Source organism: Acinetobacter sp. Q186-3 (genome assembly GCF_013420655.1).
Lineage (GTDB): Bacteria > Pseudomonadota > Gammaproteobacteria > Pseudomonadales > Moraxellaceae > Acinetobacter > Acinetobacter indicus.
Window position 1 is genome coordinate 1 of record NZ_VOXS01000007.1, and the last position, 25,277, is coordinate 25,277.

A 25,277-nucleotide genomic window follows, 5' to 3' on the forward strand; every position below is an offset into this window, starting at 1 on the left:
TGCTAGATTAAAGCAATTTAGAGGAATTGCCACACGCTATGACAAGCTAAAGCAAAGCTATGAAAATTCTGTTGCCTTAGCTTGTATCTTTATTTGGCTACCATTATGAAATGTCAACAGACCCTAAATTTCGGGCATAAAAAAACCAGCTTGACGCTGGGTAATTTATTGCACCATTTTAAGATCTATTAAAATGGTGCCCGAGGCCAGACTCGAACTGGCACGCTTTGAGGGCGGGGGATTTTAAATCCCCTGTGTCTACCGATTTCACCACTCGGGCATGTGCGCAATAATAGAGGAGGATGGAAAACTTGGCAAGTAAATTTGCTTACAATTGCTTTCTTTTCAAGCAAATCATTGTATTAGCCTAAACTCGAAGCAGGCTGGATGTCGACTGTCATCATTTTTTCATCAAAATGAGATCAAAGCTAAACCTCGGTTTTCTAAGGTAGATCAAATAAAAACAACAGGAAAACCGTATGACAACGCACATGAACCGTCGTGAACTGATTCAAAAAACCATTGCTGGTTTTGGGGCACTGTCTTTGCCACTCAGCTTAACTGCCTGTGGCGATGATGATCCAGAGCATCCATCTCCTGATGCGCCACAAATACAATTTTTACATGGCGTGGCCAGTGGTGACCCATTGGCAGACCGGGTGATTCTATGGACCCGTCTTAGCCCCGAAGATACGGCTATGCGTCTGGAAGTACAGTGGGAAATCGCGACCGATCAGGCGTTTCAGCACATTGTAAATACGGGCAAAGTGCTAACCACACAGGCGCAGGACTTTACCGTCAAAGTTGATGCAGACGGTTTAGAAGCCAATCAGACCTATTTCTACCGTTTCCGCTATGGCGCGCAAAGCTCACTGGTGGGCCAGACCAAAACCTTGCCGCTTGATACTGCTGCTGTAAAGTTTGCGGTCTGTTCCTGCTCCAACTATCCGGCCGGTTATTTCCATGTCTATAAGGAAATGGCCAAGGAAAATCTGGATGTGGTCATCCATCTGGGTGATTATATTTATGAATATGGCGCCGATGGTTATGCCACTGAAGATGCGGAAAAACTGGGACGTACCTTGGCCGCAGATAACAATCAGGAAATTATCCGTTTAGATGATTATCGCAAGCGTTATGCCTTATATCGTGGGGATACCGACTTACAGGCGGTGCATCAGCGCCATCCGTTTATTGTAATCTGGGATGACCACGAGCTAACCAATGACACCTGGATGGAAGGGGCGGAGAATCATCAGGACAACGAAGGTGATTTCTTTGCACGCAAGTTGGCTGCATTGCAGGCCTATTTTGAGTGGATGCCAATTCGTCCGGTCTCTGAAAATGACCATCTGAATATTTACCGCCAGTTCAATTTCGGTCAGCTGGTGCAGTTGAATATGCTGGATACGCGGGTACTAGCACGTCACAAGCAGCTGGATTATGCCCATTATTTAACCGCGACCGGTCTGGATGCCGCCCGATTTAGCGCAGATTTAACTGACACTAACCGTACCTTGCTTGGACGTACTCAGTTTGCCTGGCTGGCCCAGCAGCTGACTCAATCTCAAGCCACCTGGAATGTGCTGGGGCAACAGGTGCTGATGGCGAAAATGCTGATTCCGGCGGAAATCTTGCAGGTGCTCGGGCAAATCACCAGTGGTCATGCAACCGTAGAGACCTTGGCCAATGTCGAGCGGATGCTGGTAGAGCTGGTCACATTGAAAAGCCGTTATTTACAGGGCGATCCCACTTTAACCGCACAGGATAAGGCCCGTATTTTGACCGTGGTGCCGTATAATCTGGATGCTTGGGATGGCTATGCTTACGAGCGTGAAGCACTGTATAGCGTATTGGGTCAACTGGGTAAAAAAGTGGTGGTGCTGGCGGGCGATACTCATAATGCCTGGTCTGCACAGCTGTATGATGCCCAGCAGAACTTTGTCGGGGTGGAGCTGGCCACCAGTTCGGTGTCCTCTCCGGGGATGGAAAAATATCTGCAGATTCCGGCGGCCAAGCTATACGAATTTGAATTTGCCTTTAATACCCTGATTGATGAGCTGAGTTATTGCAACCTGAATCAGCGAGGTTATCTGACCGTCAGCTTTACGGCAGATGAGATGCTGGCCGAGTGGAAATTCGTGAACACGGTCAAAGCAGCAGATTATCAACTGGATGATGCGCGTTATCACCGTCTGCAATACACGCCGGCTCTGGTGGAAATTAAAGACCTGCCGGCCAGTGCTTAAACCCTGTTTCTATAAAAAACCGGGATTGTCCCGGTTTTTTTATTGGCTGATTTCGTTGAGATAACTGTCCAGATCAATAAATTTAATCTGCTGCGCAAACTTGTGTTCAAACTGCATGATTTGCTGATGCAGATTGGCATATTTCATCCGCTGTACCGCCAGGTCTGCATAGCGTGCCGAACTTTTGGGATAAAAGTACATTTTTAGGTGGGTATTACGAAGCTGACGATATGACCAGTACGCTGCACGGCGAATCTGCTGCAAACAGTATTGCTGTTCTGGTGTAGCCTCATGACGAAACAGGTTTTCTTTATAAAAACGTACAAAGCCAAAACTCAGGGCAAAAAAGAACAGTATCCCTTGCAATAGCACGCTTTGCCAGTAATAGACATTCAGTGCCTGCACTAAAATCACGATCGCCAGTTTGATTGGGGTATGGCGGAGCATGCGATATAAGGCCGCTGCACTGTGTTTGAGTTGGTAAATCACATAGGGTGTCGTGAGCATCAACAGCAACATGAGCGCTAAAATTGCCATACTTTTGCTTTGTGCGGCATCAAACTGTGGCAAGTGCTGCTGAATCACATCTGCAAGGACCATCGACAGCGGAATAAAAATCAGCAGGGCCAGCACCCAGGGGAGGATTTCTTTCCACTCATCCAGCATGCCTTTGATTTTTATTGCGCCATACAGCAGAAAATTGCGTTTAAATGCAGCCGGATGGTGTTGTTGTAGCTGTTGTAGAAAAAGCAGGGGCTGTTGTGGGGTCATGGACAGGGTCAACGCAGAAGCTAAATTGCAGGCATAAAAAAACCAGCTTGACGCTGGATTCTTTACTGCACCATTTTAAGATCTGTTAAAATGGTGCCCGAGGCCAGACTCGAACTGGCACGCTTTGAGGGCGGGGGATTTTAAATCCCCTGTGTCTACCGATTTCACCACTCGGGCATTTTTACCAAGATTGGAGGCGGAGGTCGGAATCGAACCGGCGTCCACGGAGTTGCAGTCCGCTGCATGACCACTCTGCCACCCCGCCACGTCTTGGTGATGCACATATTAGCAAGCTCTGGGAAAAAAACAATACTATAAATCGCGCATATGCACATAAATTCGGCATATGAAAGAAAATTGCCTAAATTATCATGTATTATTTGCAAAATTGATTCCTATCAACATTTGGAGATGTGCCGTGGCATTAGTTTTGGATGGTCGTGCATTAGCAAAGCAAATTGAAGCTGACTTGTTAACACGCGTAGAAGCATTAAAGGCGAAAACAGGTCGTACCCCAATTCTGGCGACTATTTTGGTAGGTGACGACGGTGCATCTGCAACTTATGTACGTATGAAAGGGAATGCCTGCCGCCGTGTCGGTATGGACTCTTTAAAAATCGAGCTTCCACAGGAAACCACCACTGAGCAGTTACTGGCTGAAATTGAAAAACTCAATGCCAATCCTGATGTACACGGTATCCTGTTACAGCATCCGGTACCGGCACAAATTGATGAGCGTGCCTGCTTCGATGCCATTTCACTTGAAAAAGATGTCGATGGTGTGACTTGTTTGGGTTATGGTCGTATGGCGATGGGTGAAGCGGCCTATGGTTCGGCAACACCAGCGGGCATCATGACTATTCTGAAAGAAAACAACATCGAAATCGCGGGTAAACATGCAGTGGTGGTTGGTCGTTCGGCTATTCTGGGTAAACCAATGTCGGCGATGCTGCTAGAAGCCAATGCAACTGTAACCACCTGTCACTCACGCACACAAAACCTGGCTGAATTCGTGAAGCAGGCAGACATTATTGTGGGCGCAGTTGGTAAAGCTGAACTGATTCAGAAAGACTGGATTAAGCCAGGTGCAGTGGTCGTTGATGCGGGCTTCCACCCACGTGAAGGCGGTGGTGTTGGTGATATCCAACTCGTTGGTATCGAAGACATCGCTTCTGCTTACACACCAGTGCCAGGTGGTGTTGGTCCGATGACGATTACAACCTTGATTCGTCAAACCGTAGAAGCGGCTGAGAAGGCTTTGGGTTAATCAAATCCTCCCTAACCCTCCACTTGCGCTAGATTTAAAAGCAGTGCTTTAAATCTTGCTCAGGAGAGGGAAAATTCATTGTAAAAATAATGGATACTCCTTCTCTTGCGCCGTATACGGCTCAGGGAGAAGGTTGGGATGAGGGTAAAACCTCTAACATCAGATTTTTGCTGAAATACATAAAGAATAAAAAACCAATGAGCTGCACCTTTCAATTTCCTAAAGCCCCTGAACATCTATTAAGTGCTTTGCATGATGTGATTCCACATTGTGAACTGCAGGCACAGCAATTGCCTGAAACACCGATTTCACTTTGGTTGATTCCGCCGGTTTTTCCCACCGATAAACTCGATGATGAAGTCATCCGCCGGATCTGGAATGATACGCCGTACTGGATTTTCTGCTGGGCCTCAGGATTGGCCATGGCGCAGTGGTTGCTGGCTGAACCACATCATGTGAAAAATAAAGTGGTGCTGGATTTTGGCGCAGGTTCAGGTGTGGTGGCGATTGCTGCCAAAATGGCAGGTGCCAAGCGGGTGATCTGCTGTGATATTGATCAGGTCAGTCTGGATGCCTGTCGGGCCAATGCCGAACTTAATGGCGTCGAGCTGGAATATCTGGATGATCTCTACAAAGCCGAGCAGGTTGATGTACTACTCGCAGCGGATGTGCTATACGATCAATGCAACCGTTTTTTCCTGGATGAGTTTTTAAAATTTGCCCCAGAAGTGTGGGTGGCGGACAGCCGAGTGAAAAACTTTAGCCATCCCAAATATGAAAAGCTGGATGAGCGTAGTGCCACCACTTGGCCCGATTTAGATGAGTCGCCCGAATTTCGTAATGTCAGTTTTTATAAGACGCTGTAAACAGCGTCTTTTTTTATTGGCTTGCAGAAGCTTAAGAGCAGGTATAGCGCACCACAGTTAAAGTGCTTGGGCGGGCAGTGAGGGCATCACGTGTGGCCGGATTTTCACTGCTGTGCAGGCCAGGGGTATTCGACAGGCTGAAGGTGGCACGGGTATCGCCAATTTGACGTCCTGGAGCAGTAAGATTATTACCGGCCGCCGGGTTGGCAATTTCATTGACGCTGAGAATATTTAATTTAAAGACTTTATTGCTGGCCAGCACTTTCTGGCAGGCACGTTGTAGGCGCTGTTCATCTAATTGCTGATTGTTGCGTGTTGCAAGGGTGTAAGCCAGGGTGGCTGTGCTGTCAGTGCGGCTTTCGATCTGATAACCGACATTGCCATTAAATTCGCGTGGCCCACTCTGGCAGGCAGTGAGCAGGGTAACCGTACAGGCAAGTCCTAAAAGTTTATAAGTATTGTGCATTGCTATTATGGCTCATGATCTCTAATTTATACTTTCAAGTATGCCATAAAAGCCTGACCTGGGGACGACTGCTTTCCTCAATGATGTGTTGAAATTTATTGCCGGTAAAATGTAGCGTGTATAGGCAGGCAATAAAAAAGGCCGCTTTCGCGACCTCTTTCATGTTAATCAGCAATTAAGCAGATTTAACCGCTTCTAAAAGCTCGGCTTGACGTTTTTTCAATGCTTCTGGTAAACGCTCACCCAGTTTATTGAATAACTCAGTGTGGCTTTCCAGTTCTTTGATCCATTGATCTTTGTCTTGTGCTGTCACAGTTTCAAATTGCTCTTTAGAGAAATCTAAACCAGTCCAGTTCAGCTGTTCGTAAGTTGGAACGCGGCCAATTGGAGTGTCTACAGCATCTGCACGACCTTCACAACGGTCAATGATCCACTCAAGTACACGCATGTTTTGACCGAAACCAGGCCATACGAAGTTGCCTTCAGCATCACGACGGAACCAGTTCACGTTGTAGATACCAGGCAGTTTGTTACCTGCAGCTTCAGCTTTCGCACCCACTTTCTCACCCATTTCTAACCAGTGAGAGAAGTAGTCCGCCATGTTGTAACCCGCGAATGGCAGCATTGCGAATGGGTCACGACGAACGATACCTTGTTGACCAACCGCAGCAGCAGTGGTTTCAGAACCCATGGTTGCCGCTTTATACACGCCATCAACCCAGTCAAATGCTTCTGAAATTAGAGGCACTGTGTCTGCACGGCGACCACCAAAGATGAATGCAGAGATTGGAACACCTGCTGGATTTTCCCAGTCAGCATCAATTGAAGGACATTGACCTGCAGATACGGTGAAACGCGCGTTTGGATGCGCTGCTTTTTCTTCACCAGTGTGTGGTTGACCTTTCCAGTTGGTCAGGTTGGCAGGTGCTTCTTTAGAAAGACCTTCCCACCATACTTCGCCGTTGTCTGTTACAGCAACGTTGGTATAGATCACGTCTTTGTGCAGCGTCGCCATACAGTTCGGGTTAGTTTTGGTGTTTGTACCAGGTGCTACACCGAAGAAACCAGCTTCAGGGTTGATTGCGTATAGGCGACCATCTTCACCTGGTTTGATCCAGGCAATATCGTCACCTACAGTTTCAATCTTCCAGCCTTCATAACCTGCTGGTGGAATCAGCATCGCGAAGTTGGTTTTACCACATGCAGATGGGAATGCCGCTGCGATGTAGTGTTTTTCGCCTTGAGGATTGGTTACGCCAAGAATTAGCATGTGTTCAGCTAACCAGCCTTGTTGACGACCCATGAACGATGCAATACGTAATGCCAGGCATTTTTTACCTAACAATGCGTTACCGCCGTAACCTGAACCGTAAGACCAGATTTCACGTGTTTCTGGATAGTGCACGATGTATTTTTCTTTGTTGCAAGGCCATGCAACATCTTTTTCACCTTCGGCAAGCGGAGCGCCTACAGTGTGTACACATGGAACGAATTCGCCATCTGTACCTAATACGTCATAAACAGCTTTACCCATACGAGCCATTTTAGACATGCTGACTGCAACATAAGGAGAGTCAGTTAACTCGATCCCGATGTGTGCAATGTGTGAACCGAGTGGACCCATTGAGAATGGAACCACATACAGCGTACGACCTGCCATTGAACCGTCAAATAAACCGTTCAATTTTTCGCGCATTACTGCAGGCGCTTCCCAGTTGTTGGTCGCACCGGCATCTTCCTGGTTTTCAGAGCAGATGTAAGTACGGTCTTCAACACGAGCTACGTCAGAAGGATCAGAGTTTGCAAGATAAGAACCAGGGTGAGTTTCTTGGTTAAGCGCTTGCATTGTGCCGTTAGCGATCATCAAGTCGATATAACGTTGATATTCTTCTGCGCTACCGTCACACCATTCAATTTTTGCTGGTTTTGTTAATTTAGCAATCTCTTCCACCCAAGCAATAAGCTTAGGGTGACGAACGAATTCTGGTGCGTTCACTTGGGTCATGGTGAGGCCTATCTAAAATGTGTACAAACTGTTGTACAAAGTACAATCTGAGAGACGAAATGAACCGCTCAGATGAAATATGAAAAAAAAGTGGCTGTATTAAAGCACAAAATGACGAAAAAAATAAGACTAAAGGACTAAAGGAATTATTTTGGTAGTTAATGCAATCTAAATAATAAGTTTATAAAAAACAAAAAGATAATGTTTAAATAAAAGGTGGTCTTATTTATTTTTTATATTTATGTATATTATTTAATTTACTTATTTCCTTTTAAAACAATAATTTATATCTAAATTTTTTCTGAGAATCATTATTGATTAAATAAATGGTGATAATTCGATTTTTACATAAAGGTGCTTTAAATTTCCACTTAATTGGCTGAAATTAGAACAAATGCTTTAAAGATGTGGACAAAATGTCTGAACAATTCAAGCCATTGTCTATTGTATATAACAAAAAATCAGGCTTTCATGCGACCCATAAAACCGAGGTGTATGAAGAGCTGATCCAGATTTTTTCCCAATACGGTTTTGAAATCCAGTCCTTTGATATTGAACAGTATGCCAGTTTTGATGAATTAATGGCGCAGGTATTTTTACGTCATCAGGACCCGGACAATTATGGCGTGGTGGTGGCCGCAGGGGGCGATGGCACCTTGAATGCTGTGGCGGCCAAACTAATTCATACCGATATTCCCATGGGCATTTTACCTTTAGGTACCTTTAACTATGTGGCCCGCGTATTTGATATTCCGGTGGATATTATTCAGGCAGCGCATGTGATTGCAACCGGCCGGCCACGCAAGGCACATATCGCGCGGATCAATGAACACATCTATTTAAACAATGCCAGCTTGGGGCTATATCCTTTATTTATCCAGAAACGGGAGCTGTATAACCGCTATCTGGGTCGCTTTCCTTTACATGCCTATACCTCCGGTCTGGATGTGCTGATTCGTCATCGCAAGGAACTGAAATTAAAAGTTGAAGTGGATGGCCAGCTGTTTCCGGTGAAAACTCCGTTGGTATTTTTTGGCAATAACCAGCTGCAATTGTCGGAGATGAATTTGCGTATTGCTGCAGCGGTGGCACAGGGCAAGGTGGCTGGCATTGTGGTGGCGAAAAGCGATAAGTTGACCTTGTTTAAAATTTTATGGCAGCTGGTGAAAGGGGAAATTGAACAAGCGCCCGATGTATATACTTTTGCTGCAGATCAGGTGGTGATTCATGCACAACTAAAAACCATGCAGGTGGCCATTGATGGTGAAATTGTCCGGATGCGACCACCGCTAAAAGTCACAGTGGAAAAAAATGCCTTAAATATGATGGTGCCTTATGATTCTGCATCTGTCTGACTTGCATTTTGGCACCGAAAAGCCGGTCTGCATGGCAGCCATCCGGCAATTTTGCCTGGAGCATCAGGCTGAAGCGATAGTGGTCAGTGGTGATTTAACCCAGCGTGCGCGTTTTAAACAGTTTTATGACTGTAAGCAGTTTCTCGACAGCCTGGAGCGGCCGTATCTGGTGGTGCCGGGCAATCATGATATTCCGCTGTTTGATTTATGGACCCGTTTTGTCAATCCATTTGCGCGTTATCAGCTGTTTTTTGGCAAGATGGAAACTGTGCTGGAAACCGAGCATTTTTTTCTGATTGGTTTAAACAGTATCCGGCGGCGTTACCATACCCGCGGGCATATTTCGCTGGCGCAAATCCAGCTGGTCGATCAGATTCTGGCCGCGGCGCCGGCGCATAAAATCAAGCTGATTGCTGCGCATCAACCGTTTTATACCCCGCCGGATGATCCGCATGGGGTAAAAGACTGTCCAATGCTTGGCAAAATGGCGCTGGAAAGCTGGAGTCAGCATGGCCTGTTCGGGCTGTTGCATGGTCATCTGCATCAGTCCGCAGTCTATGATTTAAACCAGATTTATCATTTGCAGGCCAGTCATCCGGTGCTGGATATTCATGCCGGCACGGCGCTGTCTTATCGTCTGCATCATCGTTTTAATAACAGCTTTAATGTGATTCATGACAGCGGTGAAATTCAGGCCTATTTTTTTAATGAACGCACACAAAAATTTGAACCGTATTAGAAATATGGGGAATAAAGCGACAGTGGTCTGATGGCTGGCGAAAAAAAAGACAAAAAACAGATTTTTTTTCATTTTTCCCCTTGAAGCGTTTTTTTCCATCCCCACAAAAGTGACATCTAAAATTCATTTTGATGATGACCAAAGGAATAAATAAGTCGTCATCAGTTATCTAACGAAGACTTAGTCTGATGGAGTTATTTATGAGCAACATTCGTCCATTACATGACCGTGTAGTAATTCGTCGTGTCGAAGAAGAAACAAAAACTGCTGGCGGCATTTTATTGCCAGGTTCTGCTGCTGAAAAACCTGCTCAGGGTGAAATCATTGCAGTTGGTAATGGTCAAATCACAGACAATGGCGTACGTGCATTAGATGTGAAAGTTGGCGATAAAGTATTGTTTGGTACCTATGCCGGCACCACTGTAAAAGTAGACGGTGAAGAACTGCTTATTATGAAAGAGTCTGACATTTTAGCTGTTTTAGAAGGCTAATTTCTCACTAACTCAATGGTTATCAGATTTAGTTAAGATTTAAAATTGGAGTAAATCATGTCAGCTAAAGACGTAAAATTTGGTGATTCAGCTCGTAGCAAAATGATTGCGGGTGTCAACATTCTTGCAGATGCAGTGAAAGTAACGTTAGGTCCTAAAGGCCGTAACGTGGTGATCGACCGTTCTTTCGGCGCACCGCACATCACTAAAGATGGTGTTTCTGTTGCGAAAGAAATCACGTTAAAAGACAAGTTCGAGAACATGGGTGCGCAACTGGTTCGTGAAGTGTCTTCTAAAACCAATGACATTGCAGGTGACGGTACCACAACTGCAACTGTATTGGCGCAAGCCATCCTGAACGAAGGCATCAAGTCAGTGACTGCGGGTATGAACCCAATGGACTTGAAACGCGGTATCGACATCGCGGTGAAAACTTTAGTGGCTGAAATCAAATCAACTGCACAACCTGCATCTGATTCGAAAGCAATTGAACAAGTCGGTTCGATCTCTGCAAACTCTGACACCACTGTAGGTGCTTTAATTGCACAAGCAATGGAAAAAGTGGGCAAAGAAGGCGTAATCACTGTTGAAGAAGGTTCAGGCTTTGAAGATGCGCTTGACGTTGTAGAGGGTATGCAGTTTGACCGTGGTTATATCTCTCCATACTTCGCCAACAAACAAGATACATTGACTGCTGAACTTGAAAACCCTTTCATCCTGCTGGTAGACAAGAAAGTCAGCAACATCCGTGAACTGATTACGGTTCTTGAAGCGGTTGCAAAAACAGGTAAGCCACTATTAATTATCGCTGAAGATGTTGAAGGTGAAGCGCTTGCGACGCTTGTTGTGAACAATATGCGCGGCATCATCAAAGTATGTGCGGTGAAAGCACCTGGTTTCGGTGACCGTCGTAAAGCAATGCTGCAAGACATCGCGATCTTGACTGGCGGTACTGTGATTTCTGAAGAAATCGGTATGCAGTTAGACCAAACAACGCTTGAACACTTAGGTACTGCACACAAAGTAACTGTATCTAAAGAAAACACCGTGATTGTGGATGGTGCGGGTAACGCAGGCCAAATCGCTGAGCGTGTTCAACAAATCCGTGCGCAAATCGAAGAATCGACTTCTGAATACGATAAAGAAAAACTTCAAGAACGCGTTGCTAAATTGGCAGGCGGTGTAGCAGTGATCAAGATCGGTGCTGCAACTGAAGTTGAAATGAAAGAGAAAAAAGACCGCGTAGACGACGCGCTTCATGCAACTCGCGCTGCAGTTGAAGAAGGTGTGGTTGCTGGTGGTGGTGTTGCACTGGTACGTGCTGCCAAAGCACTTGACGGTGTAACAGGGGCCAACGATGACCAAAACGTAGGGATCAACATCCTGCGCCGTGCAATCGAAGCGCCGCTTCGTCAAATCGTGGCAAACGCAGGTGATGAACCATCTGTTGTGATCAACGCTGTGAAAAATGGTGAAGGTAACTTCGGTTATAACGCTGCAACTGGTGAATACGGCGACATGCTTGAAATGGGTATTCTTGACCCAGCGAAAGTAACCCGTTCTGCACTTGAGCATGCTGCATCTGTTGCGGGCTTAATGCTCACAACTGAGTGCATGATCACTGAAATCCCAGAAGAAAAACCAGCAATGCCTGACATGGGCGGCATGGGTGGTATGGGCGGCATGATGTAATACATCTGCTGGTCATTCGATCATAAAAATCCCCGCAATTGCGGGGATTTTTTTATATGCAGGTCAATAAAAAACACAATGCAGTAAAACTAAACTTAATGCATAAAAAAGTAAGAAATAGATAAATGGTTCAAAAATAATTAAATGTATGATGAGCTTTTGTATTAAATTGGTAGGGCTTAATGATTAAGCTGGGGGAGAGATGAAAGAACAAGAACACCAGATCATTGGGTTAATTTATGATGCCGCGATGGATACGCGTTTATGGCCGCAAGTAATTGAAGCCATTGTGCACTACACCAACAGTAAAACCGCGATTTTTACCGCTTTGGACCAATTGAGTCCAAGTTATGACTTTGTGCATACTTATAATATTCCGCAAGCCTGTATTGATGCCTATCAGGACGAACGGATTAAAGTCATTGATATGAAACTGCATGCGCCGTTATGGCAGCAAATCGGGGTGGGGGATACTATTGAACAAAACTTGCAGTCCTATGGCCAGATGCCAGGCACAGATGAATATATCTTTTATGAGCGCTGTCTGGAACCGACCGGGATTTGTCATATCGCAGCTGTTTTACTTGATCAGGGGCAACATCGTTGGGCGGTCTTGGGTATTCACCGGGCGCCCGATGCTCAGCCTTATAGTCCGGAAGAGCATGAATTTCTTAAGCGGATAGGTAAGCATTTACGCCGGGCACTACAAATTCATCGGCAGCTTTGTCAGGCCAAGCAGCAGAAACTGGCTTTAGGCCATATTTTAGATCACTTAAAAACGGGCGTGCTGCTACTCGATCAGCAGTCCTGTTTGATCTATTCTAATAAAAAGGCTCAAGCAATTCTTAATCGCTCCAGCCTGATTGAGCTGGACCGTTATAATCATTTAAAAGTGGGCCGCGGCTTTCAGGCCAAACTCGATCAGCTCATTGAGGGGGCAGGTTCGAATTTAAGTCAATGGAACAAAGAGCCGGGTGGGGTTATGGCCTTGTCTGCTCCAGATCAGACGACATTAATGCTCACCATTATTCCTTTTAATTTAAGCCAGCTAAAGAATACTGAAGGACTACCAGAACAGGCCTATATCGCTGTTTTTGTGACTGAAACCGAGCAAAAATATTATTTAGCTGCAGATTTTTTAAAACAGCAATATCACTTGTCAAACCGGGAAATTGAGTTATGCGAGTTATTTATTAATGAGCATGATTTAGAAAAGATCGCTGAATATTGTCAGCTCAGTTTAAGTACCGTTCGAACCTATTTTAAAAATATTTATGCAAAAACCCAGTGTAATTCACAGGCCGAGTTAATTCATTTACTGATGGGCATTACCGTAAATTTTGAGCATATCGTATAGGCTGTTTTGTTTGAGAGTAGAAAAAAGACGCATGCCGCGTCTTTTTTAATATATGAGAATTTTTACTGTTTTAAAAACAGGTCTGCAGCCTGACGTCCTAGTCCAGGATCATCTGTAAAGACACCATCAACACCGGCTTTAAAGAAGATTTCAAACTCGGCCAACGCCCCTGTTTCACACTTCTCAGCAGGATTTGGACTACAATCGAGGCGATCAGGTAAAAATTCATTTTCTGGGCGCAAGGTATAAGGATGTACTTTCAGGCCCTGTGCATGTGCCAGACTCACAAAATTGGTGATTACTCCCTGATTACTGACGATATAGGTTTTACTTGGTCCCACACCATCAGCATATTGCGCAACCGTTTTAAGTCCTTCTGCACTGGCCAATTGACCATAAGTAGTCCCCAGACCTGCTTTTAGTGCATCAGCAGGCTGAGAACTCTGTCCGCTGTAGAGCTGAATGATTTTTGCATGTTGCAAGGTGTTTAAACGATCTAGCTGACTGCGTAGATATTGCAGATTTTTAACTTCAAAAGATTGTAGATAGACCGGGGCAATACTTCGCGAATATTCATATTTCGCCAAGCTACTCAATAAACGGTCTTCCATGGCCAGATTTAAATCCTGGAAATAGGTTGGGTGTTTAGTCTCAATATACAGCCCAATAATTTTTCCTGTTTTTTGATAGTGCTGATCAGCCAGTTCAATAATTTCTTCTATCGTCGGCACTAAAAACTGATCATTATATTGAGTGTTTTGTGGGCGAATATCTGGAATACGTTCGCGGGCTTTCAGCTGCTTCAGTTCACTTAAGGTGAAGTCTTCGGTAAACCAGCCTGTTAAGCTGACTCCATCAATGATTTTGGTGGTTTTACGATCTGCAAATTGTGGCAGTTCACTGACATTGGTCGTACCGCCAATTTCATTTTCATGACGAGCAACCAAATAACCATCTTTGGTTGGAACCAGATCAGGCTCAATAAAATCTGCACCATCCTCAATGGCTTTTTGATAAGCCTCCAAGGTATGTTCAGGACGCAAGGCGCTAGCGCCTCGATGTCCGACAATAATAATTTCAGGTTCAACATAGGCCGGTGGTGTCGGCGTTGGAGTGGGATTATGCGTTTGATTATCACGATCATCACTATTACAAGCAGTTAAAGTGAGAATGCTGGTCAGTATCAGTGTTTTTCTTAGCATGTGGTCCTCTGATGATGCTGTTATTTTATTTGACGCATGCGTAGTGTTGAAGGAAAAACTTGCATTCTCATGACAGGTTGCAAAATAGCGACAATGTAAATGATGCTAGAGCAAGATAAATCTTTTATCTCCACATTTTCTCCTTATTTTTCGTTCAGCACATCTTTATGTAATATTTTCTTGTATTTTTGGCTTTAGTCACTGAATATCAATATAAATTTGCTAGGGTAAAGCGCCTTCAGAAGTGCTCAACCAAATCTTGGCTCAACCCCATCATGTGACCAAATCTATGCTGTCAAAATTTTTTATTGAACGTCCTATTTTTGCTGGAGTCCTGGCCATTATTGTCATGGCGTTTGGTATTTTTTCCATTTTAGGTTTGCCGGTCGAGCGTTATCCAGATATTGCACCACCCCGCATTACCGTGAGTGCCACTTATACTGGAGCTTCGGCAGAAACAGTGGAGGAGAGCGTGACCCAGGTGCTGGAGCAGCAGATTCGAGGGCTAGATCATCTGCTGTATTTTAGCTCGAGCAGTGATTCTTCGGGGCGCAGCCGTATCAGTATCAGTTTTGAAAATGGCACAGACCCAGATACCGCACAGGTACAGGTGCAAAATGCGATTAACAGCGCCATTAACCGTTTGCCTGAAGATGTACAGCGCCAAGGCGTGAATGTGTTCAAATCTCTGGGTGATACCCATATGGTCATCGGGTTGTATGACAGCGCTGGTCACAGTTCCAATATTGAACTGTCCGATTATATGATGACCCATCTGGAACAGGATCTGGCGCGTATTGAAGGCGTGGGTGAGGTGGATGTCTTCGGTTCGCAATATGCCATGCGAATCTGGTTGAATCCTTTAAAACTGAAACAGTATGCCTTAATGCCAAGCGATATTCGGGCCGCTGTTGAAGCCCAGAATACCCAGGTGGCAGCCGGCAGTATTGGCGATTTACCCACCGCAACCGATCAGTATTTAAATGCCAAAGTCACCTCCGGTTCACGTTTAAAAACTGTCGAAGAATTTGAAAATGTAATTTTAAAGTCGGCTCAGGATGGCAGTTTTGTCTATTTAAAAGATGTGGCGCGGGTTGAGCTGGGCGCAGAAAATTATCAGTCCTTTAATACTATTAACGGCTATCCTTCTGCTGCGTTGGGCATCTCCCTGGCCTCTGGTGCCAATGCACTGGCGACCTCGGCTTTAATCCAGCAGGAAATTGATCATCTCTCCAAACAGTTGCCTGAAGGCTACAAGATTGTCTATCCACGCGATAACACGCCGTTTGTGAAAGAGTCGATGAAAGAGGTGGTCAAAACCCTTATCGAGGCGATTATTCTGGTGGTGATCGTGATGTTCCTGTTTTTACAGAACTGGCGTGCCACCTTAATTCCGACCATCACTGTACCGGTGGTGATTTTAGGTACCCTGACAGTGCTGTATGTGCTGGGCATGACCATCAATACCTTAACTCTTTTTGCATTGGTACTGGCGATTGGTCTGCTGGTCGATGATGCGATTGTGGTCGTAGAAAATGTTGAGCGTTTGATGCATGAGCAGCAGCTTTCAGCCAAACAGGCGGCAATCCAGTCGATGCAGGAAATTAGCGGGGCACTGGTCGGGATTACCTTGGTACTGACCGCGGTGTTTATTCCGATGGCATTTTTTGGTGGCTCGACCGGGGTCATCTACCGTCAGTTTTCCATCACCCTGGTGGCCGCGATGTCCTTATCTTTGCTGGTGGCACTGATTTTAACCCCGGCCTTATGTGCCTTAATTTTAAAGCCAAAGCAGAAAACCGCCCGATGGGCCGCCTGGTTTAATCAGAAACTGGAAAATCTGAAACAGCATTATCTGCGTTCTTCAAGCTGGACCCTGCAACATCGCACCATCTGTCTGGTGATTTTTGTGGCTTTAATCGGGGTATTTGCCTTGTTCTATCGAGCCTTGCCGACCAGCTTTATTCCAAGTGAAGATCAGGGCATGCTCACGGTACAATTTAAATTGCAAGAAGGCGCGCCCCTGTCAAAAAGCCGTGAAGTTGGGGAAACGATTCGTGCCTATTTTATTGCACAGGAACAGGCCAATGTTGATCTGGTGATGATTCGCTATGGCCGTAATTTCTCAGGTACTGGTCAGAACTTGGGGCAGGGCTTTATTGCGCTGAAACACTGGGATGATCGTCCGGGCAGTGACAATGCTGCGCAGGCAATTCGTGAGCGGGCCATGCAGCATTTCCAGCGTCATCCAGATGCGCAGATTATGATTGGGATGCCGGCCTCGGTGCGCGGTTTAGGCCAGACCGATGGCCTGCAGTTTTGGCTGCGAGATTTAAATGGGCAGGGCCGTGATTATCTGGAGCAGCAATTCCAGAGCCTGCGCAGTCAGGCCGACCGTTATTCCAGCTTTGCCAATCTGGATAAAAAATCCAATCCGGAAAAAGCCGAGCTGAATGTCAATATTCATCAGAAACAGGCCATGGCCAATGGCCTGAGCCAAGGCGCGATTAACAGCACCTTGTCGGCGGCATGGGGCGGCAGTTATATCAATGACTTTATTGATCGTGGCCGGATTAAACGGGTGATTATGCAGGGTGATGCCGAGTTCCGTGCCACCCCGGAAGATTTGCAGGCCTGGTCGGTCCGTAATGCCAACGGGCAGATGGTGCCGTTTGGTAATTTCTCTACCCTGAGCTGGGGCGGCGGACCAGAAGTGGTGAACCGGTTTATGGGCTATACCGCACTGGAAATGGAAGCCGATACCGCAGCCGGTGCCAGCTCTGGTCAGGCCATGCAGGATATTCAGCAGCTGGTTGACCAGCAGGACGGTGTTGATCTGGCCTGGAGCGGCTTGTCCTTTGAAGAAAAGCAGTCCAGCAATCAGGCTTTATTGCTGTATCTGGTATCAATTGGTTTTATCTTCCTGTGTCTGGCAGCGCTGTATGAAAGCTGGACCATTCCAACTGCGGTGATGAGCGCGATTCCACTGGGTATTGGTGGTAATATCTTGTTCAGCTACCTGGCCGGGTTCCCGAATGATATCTATTTCCAGATTGCACTGCTGACCACCATCGGCCTGTCCTGTAAAAATGCGATTCTGATTGTCGAGTTTGCTTCGATGGCGCAGCAGCAGGGGCGCAGCGCCGTGGAAGCCGCACTGGAAGGAGCGAGTCTGCGTTTACGTCCTATTCTGATGACCTCGCTGGCCTTTGGGGCCGGGGTCATTCCGCTGGTATTTGCCTTTGGGGCCGGTGCGGTCAGCCGTCAGGAAATTGGCGTGAGTGTGCTGGGTGGGGTGATTTTCGGTACGGTTCTGGTGCTGATCTTTATTCCCTTTATGTATGTACTGGTGCGTTCGATCTTTAAACTGAAACAGGCCTGATCCGCCGGGTTTATACAGAGAAAAATGCTGCTGCTTCAGGGACACTGCGGCAGCACGCAGATGCAGTGCAAATCACTTTACATTTTAAAAAATAACCAAGAATAATGATGAGAGTTTATGCTGAATCCTTTTGAACTTCAGGCACTGGAACAGGCCATTTTGCAGCAGCATCCAGAGCGGGTACAGACCCTGATTGCGCATATGAATCCGGCCGATTTGGCGGTCTGGATTGAACAGCTGTCGCTGCAAGCGCAGGTTCGATTGATTCCCACCCTGGAGCAGGCCGCGCTGATCTTTGAGTTTTTGCCAAAAACTGTGCAGGCGCAAATTGCCGAACAGCTGGACCCAGCCGATTTGTTGCAGCTGATGAGTGCCATGCATTCAGATGACCGGACCGACCTGTTTAAAGGTTTGAGTCCGACGCTACAGCCGTGGATTCTGGCCGAGCTGGCCCCGGAAAAACGTCAGCAAATTCAGCAGCTGGCGGCTTACCCGGAAGAATCTGCGGGGGCGATCATGAGTTCGGATTTTGTGACTTTATCCCCAGAGCTGACGATCCAGCAGGCGATTGAACAGTTGCGTCAGGTGGCGGCAGACCGGGAAACCCTGTACCTGATTTATATTGTCGATGCGCTACAGCATCTACTCGGTGTGGTGTCCTTGCGGCAGATTATTCAGGCCGCGCCAGAGGTACAGCTGCAGCATCTCATGACCACGGATCTGGTGATGGGCCAGGTCGATGAAGATCAGGAACAGATTGCCTGGAAGCTGGCGCATTATGATTTTCTGGCCTTGCCGATTGTTGATCAGGCGCAGCGTCTGGTCGGGATTGTCACCTATGATGATGCCATGGACATTGTCGAGGCCGAAACTACTGAAGATATTTTAAAATCCGGTGCGATTGAATCCTTGCCCAACCTGAGCCTGAAAAATGCACCAATTTTATCTTTATATCGCCAGCGCGTGTTCTGGCTGGTATTTCTGGTGTTTGGCAGTTTGCTGTCCGGTTTTGGGATTGCCCATTTTGAAGAGATTATTGCCGCGCATATTGTGCTGGTGTTCTTCTTGCCCTTGCTGGTCGGTAGTGGCGGGAATGCCGGGGCGCAATCGGCGACCTTAATGGTCCGTGCTTTAGCCACCGGCGATGTGCATTTTCGTGACTGGTTCTATCTGCTCGGGCGGGAAAGTCTGGTGGCGCTTTGTTTAGGTGGCACCATGGCACTGGCCGTGTCGGTACTGGGTTATGTGCGTGGCGATTTGATGGTGGCGGTGGTGTTGGCCTTAAGTATGCTGGGCATTGTGCTGATGGGCTGTCTGGTTGGCATGAGCCTGCCGTTTATTCTCAATAAGCTGAAACTGGACCCGGCCAGTGCGTCGGCACCTCTGGTGACCTCAATTTGCGATGCCAGCGGGGTGGTGGTTTATCTGTTTATTGCCTCACAGCTGTTGTTTTAGCCTGTATTTACAAAGCAGTAAAACGTTTGAGCAGCGCGCTCGAGTATAGTAAAAACATGACATAAATAGATAAAAATCAGGTTGATTCATGACAGAGCTGCACAGCACCAAACCCAAACTTTCCCGGCAAGAGGTGATTCGCCTGGAGCGTGATCTGGCCAAGTTTGCCAATATGATGGATTCGGTGGTGCGGATTCCGTTTACCAAACAGGGCGTGGGCGCTGATGCGGCTTTAAGTACCATTCCGGTGGCCGGCGATCTGGCCGGTTTTGTGCTGACCTGTTATGCAATTTATAAAGCCAAACAGGTCGGCGTGCCACAAGCCAAACTGAATCCGGTCATGAAGCTGGCGGTTATGGATGCGGTGGTGGGCTTTATTCCGATTGCCGGGACGATTTTTGATATTTTTATTCGCCCTAGCCGTAAGGCGCTGGATATTGTGCATGATCATATCCGGCAGGAATATGATATCCAGAGTGACCATCATGTGGTGCATCCTTTCTTGCATGAAAAACTGGAGCAGAAGCAGCAATATTCGGCATTCTGGCGTAATCCTGTGGTGGCCTGGCTGTGGATTCATCTTCCTGATTTATTAGGCCTGTTGTTCCTGATCATTCTGGTGGTGGCGACCTTGGCCGGGCTGCAATGGGTCTGGCAGTGGATGCAGGGTTTAAATCTTTAAGTAAGCTGTCATCATTCCAACCAGTATCTATCACACATAAAAACAAAAGCCTCCATATGGAGGCTTTTGTCTATTTAACGGTTGGGCATTATTATTAAGGCAGGTTTAACTGCTGTAATGCTGCCACACGCTGTTCAATGGTCGGGTGGGTCTGGAATAACGCTGCCAGACTAAACCCTTGTTCCTGACCGGCAGAAATCGCGAAGGCTTTCATTTCTTTTGGCATTGCATCTGGCATCTCAGACTCTGCTTGTAAACGCAATAACGCAGAAATCATGGCTTGTTTACCTGCTAAACGTGCACCTGCTTCATCTGCACGGTATTCACGTTGACGCGAGAACCACATCACAATTGAAGACGCCAAAATACCAAAGACAATATCTAATACAATGGTAATCACGAAGTAGGCAATGCCTGGCGCTTCGCCATCTTCACGGCCAAATACGTTACGATCAATGAAATCACCGGCAACACGGGCAAAGAACATCACGAAGGCGTTGACCACACCCTGGATTAACGCCAGCGTAACCATGTCACCATTGGCCACGTGACCAATTTCGTGCGCCAGTACGGCACGTAATTCATCTTTGTTCATACGCTCCAGCAGACCGGTTGAAACCGCCACCAAAGCATCATTCTTGTTCCAGCCGGTTGCAAAGGCATTCGACTGATAAGAAGGGAAGATACCCACTTCTGGCATTTTAATGCCAGCACGTTGCGACAATTGTGCAACTTCATTTAATAACCACGCTTCAGCCTGGTTACGTGGGGCATTCGGGTCAATCAGCTCTGTACCGGTGGTTTTTTTCGCCATCCATTTAGACATGAACAGGGAAATTAAAGAACCGACCATACCGAAGACAAAACAGATGACCAACAGGTTGCCTAGATTTAAGCCACCCGCGCCATGGTAACTACCGACACCGAAGAGTGACAAAATAATGCCAGCTACAACCAGTACCGCGAGGTTGGTTAGCAAGAACAAACCAATCCGCATCATTGAGTAAATCCTCTTAAAATGAAAATGTAATCTGATTCATAAATCATGCAAGTAAATATGCGGTGAATGTATTAAAAATTCAAGAAAAAATCGTGAAAATCAACAAAAAATCGTCTTAGTCCGAAATGGTGATTCGGGCTGCAGCAGAGGCATGTGCCGTGGCATAGGAGCGGACCGGTGCATCGGTAAAGCTGCCATCTGCGGCAACAATAATTTCACGCGATGGGCGTGCAGGCTGGGCTGCAGTTAAATGCGAACCAGAAGAAAGCGTATTGGATTGGGCCAGTAACGGTCCCTGATCGCTACTGCTGACACCACCGGCATACAGATTGTGATAACGGCTGGTCACGCGGCGCACATAGTCCTGAGTTTCACGGAAGGGCGGAATGCCACCGTATTTGGCGACATTGCCTTCACCGGCATTATAACCGGCCAATGCTAAGGATGTATTACCGTTAAAACGTTTTAGTAACCAGGCCAGATATTTGGCCCCGGCCATAATATTTTCATAAGGATCGTAGGCATTAGAAACCTGAAAACGTTTGGCAGTGGCCGGCATCAGCTGCATTAAGCCTTGGGCCCCGACCGGAGAGCGAGCATTGACATTAAAGCCGGACTCGGTGTGCATGACGGCTTTAATCAGCCCAGACGAAATACCGTGGCGCTGCGCGGCCTGCTGGATAATATGGTCAAAGGCATTTTTATTGCGGCTATAGCTTGGTAAGACCGATGCTTCAGAGCTGCCCCAGTTGCTATAACGATGAATATTGCTGTCGGGATAATACGTCACTTTGACTTTTTTCAGGGACTGGTCTGAACTTTTACGATTGGTCAGCAGGGTAGAGCCATTATTGTCTTTATAGACATAAATCTGTCCGGCATGACTGTGTGATGCAACCGCAAGCAGCGTCACACATCCCCAAAAAGCCAGTTGTTTAAAATGTAATCTTTTATACATTATCGTATTCATTATGGTAACGAAGTTCATACTGTCCCCAAACAGGTGGTTTGAGTTTAACAAAAAAAACATTGATGAAAAGAGTCTTTACATTTATTTCCCCGTTTACTTTGTAAAAATCAAGCCCTGTTTGCTGACAGAACAATCAAAAAAAATATTTATTTTTTTTTATTCTGGTCTGCTTGACACACTTAAACCATTGATTTTAATTATAAATAAAATTGATTAAAAAATGATCAATTTAAATAGAAGCCTTCAATTGCAGGCAAGTGACCTTGTCAAGTTGTTTTAAATCCACAAAGTTATCCACAGCTTTTGTGGAAAACTGTGGAAAAGTCCAAAAGATAAGCATCTTGCTTAAAAGATGAACGCAAACGTTCAAATTAGCATAAAAATAAAGACAGCGAGATGACAAAAAATGACAAGCAGGAAATTACATTCTTTTGATGCGTGCCGGGACTGAATCGGCTAAAATTGCGCGGTATTTTTTTTATGGGTAAATCTCGTCTATGTTCTCGCCAGTTGAGTCCGATCAAGGATTTAATTTTAAACCAGAACTGCCAACCAGCTCTGCGTATTACCGTTTGCTGAAAAAGCTGCGTCGCCAGGTGGGTCATGCCATTCGTGATTACAAGATGATCGAAGACGGTGACAAGGTCATGGTGTGTATTTCGGGTGGTAAAGACAGTTATACCTTACTGGATATTCTGTTGCAGTTTAAACGTATTGCCCCGATTCATTTTGATGTGGTGGCGGTGAATCTGGACCAGAAACAGCCGGGCTTCCCTGAAGATGTGCTGCCGCGTTATCTGGAAGAAAATAATATCCCGTATTATATTCTGGAAAAAGATACCTACAGTATTACCAAGCGTCTGACCCCGGAAGGCAAAACCTACTGTGCAGTGTGTTCGCGTCTGCGTCGTGGTTCACTGTACGGCTTTGCCCAGGAAATTGGGGCAACCAAGGTGGCACTGGGGCATCATCGTGATGATATTCTGGCGACTTTCTTCCTGAACCTGTTCCATGGCGGCAGCTTAAAGGCGATGCCACCGAAGCTGTTATCTTCCGACAAGAAGAATATGCTGATTCGTCCACTGGCTTATGTGGAAGAAAAAGACATCATCAAATACGCGCAAATGCGCCAGTTCCCGATTATTCCATGTAACCTGTGTGGTTCGCAGGAAAATCTGCAACGTGCGATTATCAATGACATGCTGCGTGAATGGGACAATGCTCATCCAAAACGTCTGCACAGTATTTTTGGTGCATTGCAAAATGTATCACCATCGCAACTGGCAGACCGCGAGCTGTTTGACTTTGAAGCACTCGATAGCGAGCGCGAGTTTGACTTTAAAGGCAGTTATTCGCACGAGAATGAAGATGGTCAGTCCAACCGCATCAACATGGTCAATTTAGGCTATGCAGCTGACTAAATAGTCAAAAAAAGCATTGAACTTCAGTTCAGTGCTTTTTTTATATATTTGAATTATTTCAATATTGTATTAAAAATATAAAATTTGAACGCATCGTACAAAAAATCTTAGCCATCTTTTATGATTACATGCTATAACAGGTCACAAGCATCATTGCTTCACAAAAATGTTGTCTGGACAGGCGACACAAATGAACAAATAAATTGAGGAATAATCATGCCTGCTTTTTTATCTGATGATTGGTTTGCAACCGTAGAGAACCTGACGGCTCAAGCTGGTGACTTAAATTTACCACCTGCGCTTGCGAATCTTGCAATTAATTTGGTTGTTACGGATGCTTCAGGCAATACAGAATTAGCTTTAGACGGTGGCAAAATCCAGAAAGGATTGTCTGCAAATGCAAAAACAACCCTGAATATGGATGCTGAGACCTTACGTAAAGTGTTCCTGGAGTTTGATATGGCTGCAGCCATGCAAGCCTTCATGACCGGTAAAATCAAAGTACAAGGCGATATGTCTCAATTAATGGCATTGCAAACTGCAAAACCAAGCCAAGAGCAAAAAGACCTGTTCAAAAACGTTTTGGCGCAAACCACCTGATTGTGACCCGACACAAAAAAGCTTACCCGAAGGTAAGCTTTTTTTTGCCTTGAAGATCAACGGTGAAGCATTTAAATATTCACCAGCTGCGGCGTGGTCTTGATGTGTTCCAGATAGGCACGGATACGGGTCACGTATTGTAAGGCCTGACGATAACGTCCGTTCTTGGCTTTATTGCCGTCTAAGTAAGCATACAGGTTGACCCAGTTGTTCGGGTTTTTACCGGTGGCCTGAATACGCTTCTGAATCTGGCTCACGGCACCCGGACCCATGTTATAGGCCACCAGTGCATACCAGTTACGGTCTGGAAACGGAATATGCTTATAACGGTTCAGCATCAGGTTGTAATACTTGGCACCGCCCTGAATGCTCTGGGTTGGATCGGTACGGTTACTGACGCCCATGGCTTTGGCTGTGCTGTTGGTCAGCATCATCAAACCACGAACACCGGTTGGTGAAACAGAGTTCGGCTTTAAGTACGATTCCTGATAACCAATGGCCGCCAGTAAATGCCAGTCCAGATCATACTGCTGCGCAGTGCGCTGGAAGCTGGCCTTATATAAAGGCATGCGATTGCTTAAGTCGCGCTGGATAGTATTCCAGGATTCCTGCTTAACCACATTCTGGTTATAGAACGAGGCCAGCTGGTTGATGGCACCGCTTTGTTTGCCACGGCAGACAAAGGCACTGGCGGTCTGGCTCAGCGGATCATCGGCATGTTTAAATACCCAGTTTAAATTGCTGTTTAGGCCATTTTTCTGCAAGGTGTTTAAATCGCCACAGGTGGCCGAAAAACCGGTCAGATGCTTGTTTTCAATGCTCTGAATACTGGCAGTGGTCATGGCAAAGTTGGCTTTACCTGACGCCACCCATTGCAACGCTGTCGCATTGTCCGGTACGGTTTTAAACTCGAGTTTGACATTCAAGCTATGCGCATAGTTGCGCACCAGGTCATAACCAAAGCCATGCAGATGCTGACTGTTCTGAAACACGGTGGTCGGATTCGAAACAGAAACCACGGTCAATTTATTGTGATTGACCACGCGATCAAACTGATACGCTGCTTTACTTGCATTAATACTATGAAACGGAATTAACGCACTGCTTAATACTAAGACTTTTAAAGGGAGAGAGTTGAAAAAAGAGTGAAGGCCAAGCCTCGACCCAGAAGTTGAACTACTGTGCATGTTGTCTCCGCTACAAGTAATTTATGCCCTACAAAGCAGGAGGCAAAAGGCCTCAGACTTTTTCAAGTTTGATAAATTCAATAAGAGGGTGGGCACTCATGACGTCATTCAAAATGACAT

At 46.1% G+C, this 25,277-nt stretch carries 20 protein-coding genes, 3 tRNA genes and 1 pseudogene; 14 read left to right on the forward strand and 10 right to left on the reverse strand.

Annotated features, from left to right (window positions below; all coding sequences use genetic code 11):
• A pseudogene (locus FTT64_RS07860) lies at positions 1-109 on the forward strand (IS5/IS1182 family transposase); the annotation flags it as partial.
• An 85-nt stretch (positions 110-194) separates the two neighbouring features.
• Here the strand turns inward: FTT64_RS07860 and FTT64_RS07865 are convergent.
• A tRNA-Leu gene (locus FTT64_RS07865) sits at positions 195-280 on the reverse strand.
• Between the two features lie 199 nt (positions 281-479).
• Here FTT64_RS07865 and FTT64_RS07870 point away from each other — a divergent pair.
• On the forward strand, positions 480-2,249 hold the full coding sequence (locus FTT64_RS07870; protein ID WP_180182258.1) for an alkaline phosphatase: 1,770 nt from the start codon (positions 480-482) through the stop codon (positions 2,247-2,249).
• Positions 2,250-2,288: 39 nt separating this feature from the next.
• Here FTT64_RS07870 and FTT64_RS07875 read toward each other — a convergent pair whose 3' ends face one another.
• The 3 genes from FTT64_RS07875 to FTT64_RS07885 form a co-directional block, all read right to left on the reverse strand.
• On the reverse strand, positions 2,289-3,020 hold the full coding sequence (locus FTT64_RS07875) for a hypothetical protein (protein ID WP_180182259.1): 732 nt from the start codon (positions 3,018-3,020) through the stop codon (positions 2,289-2,291).
• Positions 3,021-3,111: 91 nt separating this feature from the next.
• Positions 3,112-3,197 (reverse strand) — tRNA-Leu (locus FTT64_RS07880).
• Positions 3,198-3,211: 14 nt separating this feature from the next.
• A tRNA-Cys gene (locus FTT64_RS07885) sits at positions 3,212-3,285 on the reverse strand.
• A gap of 153 nt (positions 3,286-3,438) precedes the next feature.
• Between FTT64_RS07885 and folD the strand changes: the two genes are divergently transcribed.
• Entirely contained in the window at positions 3,439-4,287 is an 849-nt protein-coding gene (folD, locus tag FTT64_RS07890) for a bifunctional methylenetetrahydrofolate dehydrogenase/methenyltetrahydrofolate cyclohydrolase FolD (RefSeq protein WP_005176331.1), read from the forward strand.
• Between the two features lie 197 nt (positions 4,288-4,484).
• A complete protein-coding gene (locus FTT64_RS07895; protein WP_034597408.1) occupies positions 4,485-5,153 on the forward strand; it encodes a methyltransferase in 669 nt (222 codons plus the stop codon).
• A gap of 31 nt (positions 5,154-5,184) precedes the next feature.
• On the opposite strand, the gene FTT64_RS07900 is transcribed toward FTT64_RS07895, so the two are convergent.
• Both FTT64_RS07900 and FTT64_RS07905 read right to left on the reverse strand, forming a co-directional pair.
• Positions 5,185-5,619, reverse strand: coding sequence for a hypothetical protein (locus FTT64_RS07900; protein WP_168381648.1), 435 nt, complete (start codon positions 5,617-5,619; stop codon positions 5,185-5,187).
• 175 nt (positions 5,620-5,794) lie between these two features.
• A complete protein-coding gene (locus tag FTT64_RS07905; protein ID WP_005176337.1) occupies positions 5,795-7,624 on the reverse strand; it encodes a phosphoenolpyruvate carboxykinase (GTP) in 1,830 nt (609 codons plus the stop codon).
• A 416-nt stretch (positions 7,625-8,040) separates the two neighbouring features.
• Here FTT64_RS07905 and FTT64_RS07910 point away from each other — a divergent pair, with 416 nt between their 5' ends.
• The 5 genes from FTT64_RS07910 (at position 8,041) to FTT64_RS07930 (ending at position 13,258) form a co-directional block, all read left to right on the forward strand.
• Positions 8,041-8,979 (forward strand): diacylglycerol kinase family protein, encoded by a 939-nt coding sequence (locus FTT64_RS07910; RefSeq protein WP_180182260.1) that lies wholly within the window; start codon positions 8,041-8,043, stop codon positions 8,977-8,979.
• Complete coding sequence (locus tag FTT64_RS07915; RefSeq protein ID WP_127798940.1) at positions 8,960-9,718, forward strand: metallophosphoesterase; 759 nt, start codon at positions 8,960-8,962, stop codon at positions 9,716-9,718. Before FTT64_RS07910 ends, FTT64_RS07915 begins: the two co-directional genes overlap by 20 nt.
• A gap of 200 nt (positions 9,719-9,918) precedes the next feature.
• Complete coding sequence (gene groES / locus FTT64_RS07920; protein ID WP_004810787.1) at positions 9,919-10,209, forward strand: co-chaperone GroES; 291 nt, start codon at positions 9,919-9,921, stop codon at positions 10,207-10,209.
• A gap of 57 nt (positions 10,210-10,266) precedes the next feature.
• On the forward strand, positions 10,267-11,901 hold the full coding sequence (groL, locus tag FTT64_RS07925; RefSeq protein WP_127798938.1) for a chaperonin GroEL: 1,635 nt from the start codon (positions 10,267-10,269) through the stop codon (positions 11,899-11,901).
• Positions 11,902-12,103: 202 nt separating this feature from the next.
• Complete coding sequence (locus FTT64_RS07930; protein WP_180182261.1) at positions 12,104-13,258, forward strand: LuxR C-terminal-related transcriptional regulator; 1,155 nt, start codon at positions 12,104-12,106, stop codon at positions 13,256-13,258.
• Positions 13,259-13,320: 62 nt separating this feature from the next.
• Here the strand turns inward: FTT64_RS07930 and FTT64_RS07935 are convergent, their stop codons facing one another.
• Positions 13,321-14,460, reverse strand: coding sequence for a glycerophosphodiester phosphodiesterase (locus tag FTT64_RS07935; protein ID WP_005176354.1), 1,140 nt, complete (start codon positions 14,458-14,460; stop codon positions 13,321-13,323).
• Between the two features lie 289 nt (positions 14,461-14,749).
• On the opposite strand from FTT64_RS07935, the gene FTT64_RS07940 reads away from it, so the two are divergent.
• From FTT64_RS07940 to FTT64_RS07950, 3 genes are all read left to right on the forward strand, one after another.
• Positions 14,750-17,842, forward strand: a complete 3,093-nt coding sequence (locus tag FTT64_RS07940; RefSeq protein WP_180182262.1) for a multidrug efflux RND transporter permease subunit — start codon at positions 14,750-14,752, stop codon at positions 17,840-17,842.
• A gap of 117 nt (positions 17,843-17,959) precedes the next feature.
• Positions 17,960-19,297, forward strand: coding sequence for a magnesium transporter (mgtE, locus tag FTT64_RS07945; protein ID WP_005176359.1), 1,338 nt, complete (start codon positions 17,960-17,962; stop codon positions 19,295-19,297).
• An 88-nt stretch (positions 19,298-19,385) separates the two neighbouring features.
• On the forward strand, positions 19,386-19,979 hold the full coding sequence (locus FTT64_RS07950; protein WP_005176362.1) for a DUF4112 domain-containing protein: 594 nt from the start codon (positions 19,386-19,388) through the stop codon (positions 19,977-19,979).
• 94 nt (positions 19,980-20,073) lie between these two features.
• Here the strand turns inward: FTT64_RS07950 and htpX are convergent, their stop codons facing one another.
• Together htpX and FTT64_RS07960 are read right to left on the reverse strand one after the other, a co-directional pair.
• On the reverse strand, positions 20,074-20,979 hold the full coding sequence (gene htpX, locus FTT64_RS07955; RefSeq protein ID WP_180182263.1) for a protease HtpX: 906 nt from the start codon (positions 20,977-20,979) through the stop codon (positions 20,074-20,076).
• A 115-nt stretch (positions 20,980-21,094) separates the two neighbouring features.
• Positions 21,095-21,937: a lytic transglycosylase domain-containing protein gene (locus FTT64_RS07960; protein WP_034597413.1), complete on the reverse strand. Its 843-nt coding sequence runs from the start codon at positions 21,935-21,937 to the stop codon at positions 21,095-21,097.
• Positions 21,938-22,446: 509 nt separating this feature from the next.
• Here FTT64_RS07960 and ttcA point away from each other — a divergent pair.
• Both ttcA and FTT64_RS07970 read left to right on the forward strand, forming a co-directional pair.
• The gene (gene ttcA, locus FTT64_RS07965) at positions 22,447-23,370 is read left to right on the forward strand and encodes a tRNA 2-thiocytidine(32) synthetase TtcA (RefSeq protein WP_005176370.1); all 924 of its coding nucleotides are present in this window, start codon (positions 22,447-22,449) and stop codon (positions 23,368-23,370) included.
• Positions 23,371-23,586: 216 nt separating this feature from the next.
• Positions 23,587-23,970 (forward strand): SCP2 sterol-binding domain-containing protein, encoded by a 384-nt coding sequence (locus FTT64_RS07970; protein WP_016659963.1) that lies wholly within the window; start codon positions 23,587-23,589, stop codon positions 23,968-23,970.
• Positions 23,971-24,041: 71 nt separating this feature from the next.
• Here FTT64_RS07970 and FTT64_RS07975 read toward each other — a convergent pair whose 3' ends face one another.
• Positions 24,042-25,157 carry a transglycosylase SLT domain-containing protein gene (locus FTT64_RS07975; protein WP_005176374.1) on the reverse strand — a complete coding sequence of 372 codons (1,116 nt, stop codon included), beginning with the start codon at positions 25,155-25,157 and terminating at the stop codon, positions 24,042-24,044.
• Between the last annotated feature and the right edge of the window lie 120 nt (positions 25,158-25,277).